Here is a 12707-nt window from a genome sequence, read left to right as displayed (position 1 = left end):
GGTGCTTTTTTTATAGCGATCTTACATGCTAAAACCTAAATAGCGTGAATAGCCTTGCAGACCTAAATCGGCTTGTAGCACCAAAAATTGTGGATAATCGGCAGCTTTAATAGCATCAAACATATTCATTTGATCGTCATTGGCATGTAACTCATCTACGCTATGTGCCATCGTGGCTTCAAATTCGTCGGTGATATATTCAAAGCCAATATCCATGGCAATAAATAAAGTATGTTCACACGGTTGCACATATTGCTCTTCTTGCCAATTGATCACCCAATGACCGCAATGTGGGCATTGAATCGAATCTGTGGCTTGATGCTCAAGTTGAATTAGTTGATAGGCCATAATAAAGACTCAAATAAAAACCAGATTAGTTTAAAACGAATGAAGCCTGATAAACATCATAAAATAACACTTAGGCTATTTTAAGGGCTTAAATTAAATTGACAATTTGCAACAATCAACATTTAATCAAAGTATTGTTGCATAAATGGCATAAGCTATGTTATCCGATCTCGATGATTTTTATTGTTTTGCTCAAGTGGTAGAACATGGTGGTTTTAGCGCTGCCGAGCGTGCCACTGATATTCCTAAATCTAAACTCAGTCGCCGCGTTTATCAACTTGAAGAACGCTTAGGGGTACGTTTAATCCAACGCAGTTCACGTCATTTTGCAGTGACTGACATTGGGATGAACATCTATCGGCATGCACAAGTGATGATCAATGCTGCACAAGCTGCGCATGATTTGGTGGATCATTTAAGCGTTCAACCACGCGGTGTGATTAAAGTCAGTTTACCTGTATCCATTGCGCAAAATGAAATCGCCAAGATTTTACCGCAATTTTTAAAGATGTATCCTGAAATCAAAGTACAGTTATTGGTCAGCAATCGACGTGTTGATTTAATTAATGAGGGCATTGATGTCGCGCTACGGGTACGCTCTAATTTAGACACTGACCCCAACCTGATCATTCGCCAATTTACCCATATCCAACAACACCTGTTTGCCAGTCAAGCCTATTTAAATCAATTTGGTGAACTTAAAATACCTGAAGATTTGATGCAGCATCATATTTTAAGTATGTCGGATGAACATTTAGATCAATATATTGTGGTGCATCATCAAGGGCAACAAAAGAAAATTAAAGTCAATCCAACGGTTATGGGCTCTGATCTGATGCTATTGGCACAACTTGCCTGTCAAAACTGCGGGATTGCGCTGTTACCAGATAGTATCGTCAAAGATTATTTGGCATCGGGTGAATTAGTACGGGTTTTACCCGAATGGAGTGCTGCTCATGGGATTTTCCATGCAGTGTATCCATCAAGACGTGGGCAATTGCCGGCAGTGCGAGTATTTATTAATTATTTAGTTGAACATTTAAGTGAAAAAAAAGCTGATCAATGATCAGCTTTTTGACTTTAGTTTTCTAAGTCAAGACTAGGATAATCACCTGTACCCTCAGGCCACGGCGATAAAACTTCAAAGCCTGTTTCAGTCACTGCTACCATATGTTCCCACTGTGCTGACCAATTACCATCACGCGTGACCACCGTCCAACCATCCGCCAACTCTTTGACCCCTGCACCGCCGGCATTGACCATCGGTTCAATGGTAAACACCATGCCCGTTTCTAATTTAAGACCTTGCCCTGCTCGGCCATAATGCACCACGTTGGGTTGCTCATGGTAAATACGGCCAATCCCATGCCCACAATATTCACGCACAATGCTATAACCCTCACGTTCTGCCACCGTTTGAATGGCATGTCCTACATCACCTAAGGTGGCGCCTGGTTTTACAGCATGAATACCGGCAAGCATGGCAGCATAAGTGGTTTCGACCAAATGTTTTGCTTCGGGTTTTATCTCACCTACAAAGTACATGCGACTGGTATCACCAAAATAACCGTCTTTAATAATTGCCACATCAATATTAATGATGTCACCGTCTTTCAAGATGATATTCGCAGCAGGAATACCATGACAGACCACTTGATTGGGCGAAATACAGGTGGTTTTGGTGTAACCATAGTAACCAATATTGGCAGGTGTTACGTTTAAGGTATTGACAATAAAGTCATAACACAAATCATCTAAATATTCTGTGCTAACACCGGGTTTTACATAGGGCGCAATCATTTCTAAAACTTGTGCAGCCAAACGGCCAGAAATACGTAAGTGTTCTAAGTCTTGTTCATTTTTAAGCGTTATAGCAGGGGCTCGCATCAATTATTGTCCTCTTTAAGGGTGCAATGAGTATAGACCTTTTTGACATGCCATACAGTGCTTGGCTTTTAATCGTTTAACATTCAGGCACTTCATTTTATATGTGATGATTTATTGTACATCTGATCATTTAATTATCTTTAACCGTTTGGCAAATCACTATTCGTTAAAAATTGAGTTTTTCATTTTTTTTACTCTTTAATCAAACTTATAAATTAAACCAAAATAGATCACTTGAATAAAATCAACATGCCTTATATCAGAACCACTGATAGGTGATATAAAATTAATCACCAAAAAAGCCAACTTTGCTCTAAAATTGCTTCCTTTTTCTACTTGCATTCTCCCCTTATGACTCACTTACGTACTCGGGACATTATTGCTTTAGGGTTTATGACCTTTGCACTGTTTATTGGTGCGGGCAATATTATTTTCCCACCCATTGTTGCACAACAAGCCGGTGACCATGTTTGGCTCGCAGCTTTTGGCTTTTTAATCACGGCAGTTGGTCTACCTGTACTGACCATTATTGCCCTATCGCGTGTAGAAGGTTCGATTCAATTATTAAGTTCACCTTTAGGTAAAGTCGCAAGTTTGCTATTGACGATTGTGTGTTACTTAGCTGTTGGACCATTATTTGCAACGCCACGTACTGCAACGGTATCTTATGAAATTGGTTTTTCATCTTACTTTGGTACATCGTCTTTAAGTTTATTTATTTATAGTGCGATCTACTTTAGTTTTGTCACCTTAGTGTCTTTATATCCAAACAAAATTTTAGATACGGTTGGCTATGTATTATCACCACTTAAAATTTTATCTTTGGTGGTTTTAGGGGGCAGTGCTGTTTTGATTCCTGCCAACTTTATTGCCGAACCTGTGGGTAATTATGTGAATAGTCCGGTGTCTGAAGGTTTTGTCAATGGTTATCTGACCATGGATACTTTAGGCGCTTTGGTGTTTGGTATTGTAATTATTAATGCCATTCGCTCACGTGGTGTGACTGATAAAAAATTAATTACCAAATATGCAGTGATTGCCGGTTTAATTTCGGGTATTGGCTTAACCTTGGTGTACTTAAGCTTATTTAAACTCGGCTTAGGCAGTCATGACATTGCAGCCAATGCCAGCAATGGTGCAGTTATTTTACACGCTTATGTACAACATGCCTTTGGTGACTTAGGTTCAGTATTTTTAGGCGCGATGATCTTTATTGCCTGTATGGTCACTGCAATTGGCTTAACATGTGCGTGTGCTGAATATTTTTCACGTATTACCAAACTTGGCTATAAAGCGTGGGTGTTAATTTTAGTTGGCTTTGCATTTGTGATTTCAAATTTAGGTTTAACTAAATTAATTGCAGTGTCTGTACCAGTATTAAGTGCCATTTATCCGCCTGCAATTACCGTGATTTTATTGGGCTTTTGTTGGAATTTCTTCCATCAACCTAGTCGTGTCATTGCGCCTGTAACAGCAGTTGCCTTACTCTTTGGTATTTTGGATGGCTTAAAAGTGGCAGGCTTTGGCGATGCATTACCTACTGCATTAGCAAATTTACCTTTAAGTGCACAGAACTTAGCATGGTTGATTCCTTCTATCATGGTGTTGGTGATCTGTATTGTGATCGATAAAGTGAAAAAATAAGCTTTTTTTCACACGTTTTACCATGGTGGTTTTACCCAAACCTCATATGGTCATCTTGCAATAATGGTCAAGTTTTACCCAAACGGGCTTTTATTGTTTTACTCCATTTTCAGCATGTGCATAGCGCTGTAAATCAGCAACATTGCGTAGTATCACCACTTAAACAAAAGACACTTGCAATTTTAATAAAATCCACGTACAACCATATAAACCTAACCAACTAAAACAATAGGGTTTATCCAACAAGGAGACGTGGAGATGTCAGTTCAACATTTTACAAAAACAGTCTTCAACCAAGCGCTTAAGCATCATAGCGACCGCCTTATCTATATCTGCACCACCGTGGCTTTAATGCTCACACTGATCATTTATGGCAGTATTCAAGGTAATCTCAAAGCCGAATATTTCATTTATGCCTTAGTCGTGTCTTTGGTGTTTTTTATATGGGCTGCCATTGACCATAGCTATCGCAAATAAATGCATAAAAAAAGCCTCACAGTAGTGAGGCTTTTTATTTAGTGTTGAATCATCACTGTTTTGATTCGATTTCCATCGAGTTCAGTCACGGTAAAATGTACGCCTTTATAATCTAATTCAGTGCCCACTGTCACTTCACCTTGGGTTTGATCCAAAATTAAGCCTGCAACACTAATATAATTGGCATCTTCTTCTACCAAATCCAACATCCCCAACTCAAGTTCAAGTTGATATAAATCCAGCATACCGGTGGCTTTCCACTGACCATCTTCAAGCTTAATTAAATCAAGCTGTTCATCTGCATCAGGGAATTCACCCGCGATGGCCTCAAATACATCCAACGGTGAAATCAAGCCCTGTACATTACCAAATTCATCACTGACCAATACCAATGAGCCTTTTGAGCTACGTAGCGTATTAATCGCATCAATCACTTTCATGGTTTCAAAGATATAAATTGGACGATGCATACGAATTAAAGCTTTCATTTGCTCTTCATCGTCTAATACATCCAATAATTCTTTGGCACGTACAATACTAATAACTTTGTCTAAGCTACCACGACATACTGGAAATAAGCTGTGTGGTACGGATAAAATCTTTTCACGAATCTCTTCAGCTGAATCATTGAGATCTACCCATGAAATTTGACTGCGTGGCGTCATAATTGAGGCTACTGAACGCTCAGCAAGAGTCAACACTCCACCAATCATATAACGCTCTTCGTCGGCAAATGTTTCTTGTGCTTGTGAGTTGCTTGATTGATCTTCAGTTTCTAGCTTACCACCCATCAATTTTAAAATTGAATCAGCAGTACGATGGCGCAATGGAATTTTCGCAGCATGTTTTTGGGTATTACGTAAACGATACTGATTAAAGCCTTCCATTAAAATGGCAACACCAATACCTGAGTAGATATAACCTTTTGGAATGTGGAAACCAAAACCTTCGGCAATTAAGCTAATACCAATCAGCAACAAGAAGCTTAAGCATAAAATGACCACAGTTGGATGACGATTCACGAATGTGGTTAGGGGTTTAGATGCCACTAACATCACCACCATGGCAACCACCATCGCCACCATCATAATTCGGATATCATCGACCATACCAATGGCTGTAATCACCGAATCGAGTGAGAATACAGCATCGAGTACAACAATTTGTGCAACAACAGCGGCAAACCCTGCATAAACGACTTTACTGTTTGTACTTTTAACTTCAGGCTTACCTTCCATCATCTCATGCAATTCAGACACAGCTTTATACAATAAGAATAAACCACCACCCAATAAGATGAGGTCACGTCCTGAAAAACTATGTTCGAAAATGGTGATGAGTGGCTGGGTTAAGGTGACCAACCAAGAAATGGCAAACAGCAAACCTAAACGCATAATCAAGGCGAGCGTTAGACCAAGAACACGTGCTTTGTCACGTTGTTCTGGGGGAAGTTTATCAGCCAAAATAGCAATAAAGACTAGGTTATCAATACCTAATACGATTTCTAATATAATTAAAGTAATTAAACCAACCCAAATGCCAGGATCTAATAAAAATTCCATTAGTTAATCACTCCTGCGTGAGTTAGCGAAATCGTAAATGCGAGCAACTTTGCCCCCGACGACGGATCCATTTAATCTGACCTATGTAACTTAAGATAATTTCATTATGCACAAACTCATGTCGTTGTAATTAATTTTTTGATATTTTTTGTTGATCTAGGTGATGTAGTCAACATTTTTATACTCGATTTTTAAGTCATGGCGTTATGTCGCGATATTTTTCTGGCTATATGGTTATATGATATTTACTTACAGGTTAAAGCTATTTTTATAGTATTATATTTATACAGTTTAAAACCCAGTAAAACTGCTTGAAACAAATAAAAAACAGATCAGGCAACTTGAGTTTTCACATAAAATAACAAATAATTGTGATGCAATTAAAATTAAAATTAGGTAACAGGAAGAACACCACATGACTAAAAAATATTCAAAATTTTTGCCCTCTGCTCAAAATACGCATTTTGAAGATTTTCCTTTTTATTGGATTATGCAAGTGCATGCACAATATGTGAATAATGTTGATCATGCCTTAAAAAAATATGGACTTGATAATTCACGCCGTCGTATTTTAGTGGCACTGCAAAGTAAACCCAATGCCAGCGTGTCTGATCTGTCGCAAATGGTGGTGTCTAAAATGTCAACCACCACCAAAATCATTTACCGCTTAAAAGATGAAGGTTTAGTTGACACCTATTCGTGTGAGGATGATGCGCGTATTACTCGGGTCATTTTGACCAAAAAAGGCGAAGAGATGACCGAAAAAGTTAATGATTTAACTGGTATTGTACTGGAGCAATCTTTTGAAGGTCTTACACCGCTCCAGATTGAAAAAATGATGGAAAGCTTAAAACAAATTTTCAAAAACCTCGCCCATTAAGCCTGTCCACTATCGAAAAAGTTGAGTTGCGGACTCACTTTTTCGATTTTCGCTTTGGGAACATGTGAACATTCAAATTCTTCTACTGGAAAACCCAACACAAAATCGTGTAAGTTGGGCTGCTTTAAATTAAGCCAAGCATTTAAACGAGCATGCGGAATGACAATCACCGAGCGTTTAATCGGTCCTGGTTCATGAAAGTCTTTCATCATAGCATGATCAATGGCATCCATGGTAATCATACTGGCTGAGCGCACCACCTCATCACCCAGTCTACAAATTTCGTATAAAGCAGCAATATAAAATGCCTGCCCGTCACGGCGGCGTACTCCCCAACGCTGTGGTTTACCATCAATGTATTTTGATTCATAAAATTCATCTACAGCAATGACACCAAATTTACATTTGGCAGCAGCTTCGGCAAAGCTTGGTTTTTGTAGTAAAGTTTCATTACGGGCATTATACGTGCGCGTGGCAATGGTCTTATCTTCCGCCCATTTAGGAATTAAACCAAAATTCACTTCACGCCATTCTAGGCCATGTTGAGCTTGAAATAATAAAGGCGCACTATAATTGGGATAAACTTCCTCACGATACTCAAAAGTAATTTCAGGCAAATTTAAGGCTTGCTGTTGGCTACGCGTTAAAGGTTTAAAATTTGCACACATTGTTTCGCCACCTCAATCACAAAGCAGGTTTTATTATAACCTGAAGCAGTTGAAGCTGGCTTAAATTTTGGCGATACCTTGAAGCATAAAAAAAGCGCCCGTAGGCGCTTTTTTTTAAGTCACAGGCTTAGTCACCTGTATAACCTTTTAACTTTAAACGTGCTGCATGCAATAGCGGCTCTGTATAACCTGATGGCTGCTCGCCACCTTTAAAGATCAAATCAGATGCTGCTTGGAAAGCAATATTGTTGTCAAAGTCAGACGCCATTGGGGTATAAAGTGGGTCATTGGCATTTTGCTGATCTACAATTTTTGCCATACGTTGCATCACTTCTTCAACTTGCTCACGTGTGACCACGCCATGACGCAACCAGTTAGCCACATGTTGTGAAGAAATACGTAATGTGGCACGGTCTTCCATTAAGCCCACATCATTGATATCGGGTACTTTTGAACAACCTACACCTAAGTCTACCCAACGTACTACGTAACCTAAGATCCCTTGGCAGTTGTTTTCAAGCTCTTTGCGCTTTTCTTCCTCTGTCCAATTGGTATTGGTTGCAAGTGGTGGCGTTAATAAATCATCTAGTGGTAGTGCCTCTTCAGACAACAATTCTTGCTGACGATTTGACACACTTGTTTGATGATAATGAATCGCGTGGATTACTGCACCTGTTGGAGATGGTACCCATGCACAGCTTGCACCTGCCTGCGGATGTTCAGCTTTAGTATTGTACATGTCACGCAACATATCTGGCTTTGGCCACATGCCTTTACCAATCTGTGCTTTACCACGTAGACCCGTTTGTAGACCCACCATGACATTACGGTTTTCATACGCTGGGAACCAAATTTGGGCTTTCACTTCAGCTTTACGCACAAATGGACCAGCTTCCATAAAGGTATGGATTTCATCACCGGTACGGTCCATAAAACCAGTATTAATAAAGATAGTACGATCTTTAGCTTGCGCGATACAGTTCTTTAAATTTACAGATGTACGACGCTCTTCATCCATGATACCGATTTTTAACGTTTTTGCAGGTAATCCAAGCGCTTGTTCAGCACGCTCAAACAATTCAACTGCAAATGCCACTTCTTCAGGACCATGCATTTTTGGTTTAACGATATACATTGAACCTTTACGCGAGTTCTTAATGGTGTTTTCACCACGAATATCTGCAAGTGTTAATAACGGTGTAACCAATGCATCCATGATGCCTTCATAGATTTCCTGACCGTCTACAAGGATGGCAGGATTCGTCATGAGGTGACCCACGTTACGCAGTAACATCAGTGAACGACCGTGAACTTTAGTTTCACCGCCTTCAAGATTTTTAAAGCTACGGTCAGCATTTAAAGTACGTGTTACTGTCTTGCCATTTTTTTCAATCGCTTCTTGTAAGTCGCCACGCATTAAGCCTAACCAGTTACGGTAGCCTTCAACTTTCTCTTCAGCATCTACTGCTGCAACCGAATCTTCTAAATCTTGAATCGTGGTGACTGCCGCTTCTAATACAACATCTTTAACGCCTGCTGCGTCAGTTTGACCAATCGCACTTGTTGCATCAATTTGAATGATGGCATGTAAACCATTGTTTTTAAGCACTACTTCTGTTGGTGCTGCAGCTTCACCGTTGTAACCTACAAATTTAGATGCATCTGCGACAGTGGTCGTTGAACCATCTTTTAAGCTGACCACCAAAGCTGAACCTTCAACAGCATATTGAGTTGCATCGGCATGTGAACCTGCCGCAAGTGGGAAAGTTTCATCTAAGAAGTTCTTTGCAAACGCAATGACTTTTTCGCCACGTTTTGGATTGTAGCCTTTGGTTTTTTCTGCGCCATCTTCATCAGAGATCACATCAAAGCCATAAAGGGCATCGTATAAAGAACCCCAACGCGCATTGGCTGCGTTTAAGCAGTAACGCGCATTACGTACAGGTACCACCAACTGTGGACCTGCAATCAGTGCAATTTCTTCGTCTACATTTTCTGTCGTAATTTGGAAATCTTCTACTTCTGGTAATAAGTAGCCAATTTCAGTTAAGAAGGCTTTATAAGCTTCTAATTCAAATGTGTTATTACGGTGCCATTCATCAATTTGTGCTTGAATTTGGTCACGCTTAGCCAAGAGTGCTGTATTTTTTGGACTAAGATCGACAACGACTTGTTCGAAGTTGCTCCAATAAGTCTCGCTGTCGAGACCTGAACCTGGTAGTGCTTCATTTTCGATGAAATCATACAGTTCTTTAGCAATCGCTAACTTGCCTTTTTGAATACGTGCAGTCATTGTCTTTCCTGATATTGCTATTTTTTATTCCAAGAGCTTCTGAGTATACCCATTTATACTGTTCTGAATAGGATTATTAATAAACAAAATAATGGGCATTTTTTAAACACAGTATTTGTTTACTAACATCATCAGAATGAATGCTCTTTTATAGTGTATAAAGTTTTTGAAATGTCTAAATTAGACTTAAGTTCAGATTTTCGTTTAAAAAAACAACGAAAGCATTTTTTTGCGTTGAATTGTGTATAAAAAAGCGTCCGAGGACGCTTCATTTTAAATTTCTGCTTTTTCAGGGCGACTATCTTGAATCTGTCGGTGTGCTGAATTTAAGTAATCATCCGACTGCATTTCAAGCAAACGTGAGCGGGTTCGCTCAATCTCAAAGGCGAGTTTTTCACCATTATAGATGTCAATAATATTGTCTTCTGAGGTTAATAATAGCTTGACACCACGATCATAAAACTCATCAACCAGATAAATAAAACGACGTGTACCGTCAGCTAAATAATCAGTCAGGTGCGGAATATTGCTCACCAACACGGTGTTATAAATGTTGGCAATTTCAATAAAGTCTGCAGGGCTACGTGGCTTTAAACATAAATCAGCAAAATCACACCACAACACATCTTCTGTATGCGAAATGGTGGTAATTTGACGATTATTAATGGTGATATCATCACTTGATTTGCTTTGGGTTTGCGTCAACGCATCAAAACGCTGTTGCATCCATACTTGATTATCTGCATTTAATGGATATTTAAACAGTTGTGCTTGTTTTAAGACGCGTAAACGATAATCCACACCAGCATCCACGTTTAAAATCACACAGTTTTGCTTGACCATTTCAATGGTTGGCAAGAAGCGATCACGATGAATACCATTTTTATATAAACCATCGGGTGCAATGTTAGACGTTGCCACCAAAGTAATGCCACGCTTAAAGAGTTTTTGAAATAAATCACTTAAAATCATGGCATCGGTGACATTGGAGACAAAAAATTCATCAAAACAAATAATCACTGCGTCTTTATAAATTTGATCTGCCACAGTATCAAGTGGATTTTGTTGACCCGATAATTTATTCAGCTCTTTATGTACATATTGCATAAAGTGATGAAAGTGCATGCGCGTTTTACGACGAAATGGCACTGAATTATAAAATTGATCCATGAGCCATGTTTTACCCCGTCCAACTCCACCCCACATATATACTCCTTGTGGTGGTGTTTGACGACGAAAACGCGCAAACGGTTTTTTTGCCGCTTTATAGCGCTGTATGAGTTCTTGCCAAACACGATCTAACTCATGCACGGCCTGTGCTTGTGCCTCATCAGGCATAAATTGCCCAGATGCGAGTGCTTGGGCATAGCGCTCTGCGGGCGATAATGGGTTTGAATTTAAGTCAGACATATCATTCATACTGTTTTGAGCTTACAAGAGTATAACCAAGATTGAGCATGGTGCTATAACACTTTGGATTATTTATGATACTGGCGTGGGCTTTGCCCAAACCAACGTTTAAAGGCATGATTAAAAGCCGCAGGCTCTGAATATCCCAATAATTCTGCAATCATTTCAATGGAATACTCTTTGTATTCAATTAAACGTAAGGCTTTATCTTTCATGATTTGTTCACGAATTTCTTTGTAGCTGCTGCCCAACTGCTGCAACTGATGGCGTAAGGTACGCTCAGGCATTTGTAATACTTGTGCAGTTTGTGCCATGCTGGGTAACATGCCTTGTTGTAATTCTAAATAATCGTACACCCGTTGTAATAGCACAGGAATTTTTGTATCAATACGCAAACGATGCATTTCAGTTAAGCATTTATGCTCATAAGCCTTAAAGGTAATCGCATCGGCCGAAGGAATAGCTTTGTCTAATACCTTACGATCACACCAAAAAATGGCTGCTTCTGCGTCAAATAGCACATGATCCCCATACACAGCAGCATAGTTTTCCATCAGATCATCAGTTTCTGGTGCAAAAAATGGCAACTCAATGCTCAATTCAGGTACGTTAAGTCCCATGGTTTTATATAAATCAGATAAAAATTTAAATGTACTGGATATTTCACAATGCGCACGCAATAAACCTAAATCGGTATCTAAATTCTCAGGTTGATAACATAGCCCGACGCGATGATCTTCAAATTTTAAACTTAAATCACCTGTTAAATGGGTGAGTCTTTGATATTGCACAGCTTTGTTCAGTGCAATATCAACATTTGGACTGGTTACTAAGAGCATTAATAATGGGCCATAGCCGACCAAGGTATAGTGCTGTCCAATCCATAAACCCAGTGCAGGGTTGACATTTCTACCTATCACTTCGAGCAAATTCCATTCTAAACTTGGATGAATCACAGCACCACTGTCTAAAGCTTCACTTCGCAAACCCACTGCCTGTAATTTAGGATCCACCTCAAGACCAGCTTTACGCATCCCTTGAATTAAGTACATCAGTCCTAAAATAGATCTTTTCATAATCTTGCCATTGCCCCACAACTATCACGTTTTTACGCTATTTCATTGCGTTTGAACATTGCCGAAATGATCACTTTGCAGTTAAAGCTATAGATGATATGCCTAAATCTATTCGATTTAGACCAAAAGCGACGTATCATGGCGGCAGCGTGTTTATCTGTGTATGTTATGCAATCCATTGGGCTGATTTTACAATTACTACTCTGTTTGAGTTTAGGCTTTCTCAGTTCACACTATCTGCCTCAGATATTTAAACAATATGCCTTCAAACTGCTGCCTTATTGCAGCTATTTAATTTTAGTCGCCATTGCTATCGAGTTTTCTCAAGTACTAAATTCGATCTCCAATCCTTGGACTTTACTCATTCCTGCACTGACTTTATCTTTTATAGCTAAATAAAAAACATAAGCTACATTAAGTTAAATGCAATGTCTAAGGCTTGTGGGAGATTTCTATTGTCCT

The 12707-nt window shown here is 39.3% G+C and carries 11 protein-coding genes; 4 read left to right on the top strand and 7 right to left on the bottom strand.

Going from position 1 to position 12707, the window contains the following annotated elements:
* Nucleotides 1-21: 21 nt before the first annotated feature.
* Nucleotides 22-348, bottom strand: a complete 327-nt coding sequence (locus Q0Z55_RS04545; RefSeq protein WP_297424761.1) for a hypothetical protein — start codon at nt 346-348, stop codon at nt 22-24.
* Between the two features lie 157 nt (nt 349-505).
* Here Q0Z55_RS04545 and Q0Z55_RS04540 point away from each other — a divergent pair, with 157 nt between their 5' ends.
* Nucleotides 506-1414 carry a LysR substrate-binding domain-containing protein gene (locus tag Q0Z55_RS04540; RefSeq protein ID WP_297424758.1) on the top strand — a complete coding sequence of 303 codons (909 nt, stop codon included), beginning with the start codon at nt 506-508 and terminating at the stop codon, nt 1412-1414.
* A 14-nt stretch (nt 1415-1428) separates the two neighbouring features.
* On the opposite strand, the gene map is transcribed toward Q0Z55_RS04540, so the two are convergent.
* Nucleotides 1429-2235, bottom strand: a complete 807-nt coding sequence (gene map / locus Q0Z55_RS04535; protein ID WP_297424755.1) for a type I methionyl aminopeptidase — start codon at nt 2233-2235, stop codon at nt 1429-1431.
* A gap of 351 nt (nt 2236-2586) precedes the next feature.
* On the opposite strand from map, the gene brnQ reads away from it, so the two are divergent.
* Together brnQ and Q0Z55_RS04525 are read left to right on the top strand one after the other, a co-directional pair.
* Nucleotides 2587-3879: a branched-chain amino acid transport system II carrier protein gene (brnQ, locus tag Q0Z55_RS04530; protein ID WP_297424753.1), complete on the top strand. Its 1293-nt coding sequence runs from the start codon at nt 2587-2589 to the stop codon at nt 3877-3879.
* Nucleotides 3880-4137: 258 nt separating this feature from the next.
* Nucleotides 4138-4356: a hypothetical protein gene (locus Q0Z55_RS04525; protein ID WP_297424750.1), complete on the top strand. Its 219-nt coding sequence runs from the start codon at nt 4138-4140 to the stop codon at nt 4354-4356.
* A gap of 38 nt (nt 4357-4394) precedes the next feature.
* Here Q0Z55_RS04525 and Q0Z55_RS04520 read toward each other — a convergent pair whose 3' ends face one another.
* Nucleotides 4395-5918 (bottom strand): TerC family protein, encoded by a 1524-nt coding sequence (locus Q0Z55_RS04520; RefSeq protein ID WP_297424747.1) that lies wholly within the window; start codon nt 5916-5918, stop codon nt 4395-4397.
* A 415-nt stretch (nt 5919-6333) separates the two neighbouring features.
* On the opposite strand from Q0Z55_RS04520, the gene Q0Z55_RS04515 reads away from it, so the two are divergent.
* A complete protein-coding gene (locus Q0Z55_RS04515; protein WP_297424743.1) occupies nt 6334-6798 on the top strand; it encodes a MarR family winged helix-turn-helix transcriptional regulator in 465 nt (154 codons plus the stop codon).
* Here the strand turns inward: Q0Z55_RS04515 and Q0Z55_RS04510 are convergent.
* From Q0Z55_RS04510 to Q0Z55_RS04495, 4 genes are all read right to left on the bottom strand, one after another.
* On the bottom strand, nt 6795-7466 hold the full coding sequence (locus Q0Z55_RS04510; RefSeq protein ID WP_297424741.1) for an SOS response-associated peptidase family protein: 672 nt from the start codon (nt 7464-7466) through the stop codon (nt 6795-6797). The genes Q0Z55_RS04515 and Q0Z55_RS04510 overlap by 4 nt on opposite strands.
* 127 nt (nt 7467-7593) lie before the next feature.
* On the bottom strand, nt 7594-9759 hold the full coding sequence (locus tag Q0Z55_RS04505) for a malate synthase G (RefSeq protein ID WP_297424738.1): 2166 nt from the start codon (nt 9757-9759) through the stop codon (nt 7594-7596).
* Between the two features lie 273 nt (nt 9760-10032).
* Nucleotides 10033-11169 carry a cell division protein ZapE gene (zapE, locus tag Q0Z55_RS04500; RefSeq protein WP_297424735.1) on the bottom strand — a complete coding sequence of 379 codons (1137 nt, stop codon included), beginning with the start codon at nt 11167-11169 and terminating at the stop codon, nt 10033-10035.
* A gap of 68 nt (nt 11170-11237) precedes the next feature.
* Nucleotides 11238-12245 (bottom strand): AraC family transcriptional regulator, encoded by a 1008-nt coding sequence (locus tag Q0Z55_RS04495; protein WP_297424732.1) that lies wholly within the window; start codon nt 12243-12245, stop codon nt 11238-11240.
* Nucleotides 12246-12707 lie beyond the last annotated feature (462 nt).

Origin of the sequence: uncultured Acinetobacter sp., assembly GCF_947626835.1 — a bacterium.
Taxonomy (GTDB): domain Bacteria; phylum Pseudomonadota; class Gammaproteobacteria; order Pseudomonadales; family Moraxellaceae; genus Acinetobacter.
This window is presented reverse-complemented; position numbering and strand designations above follow the sequence as displayed.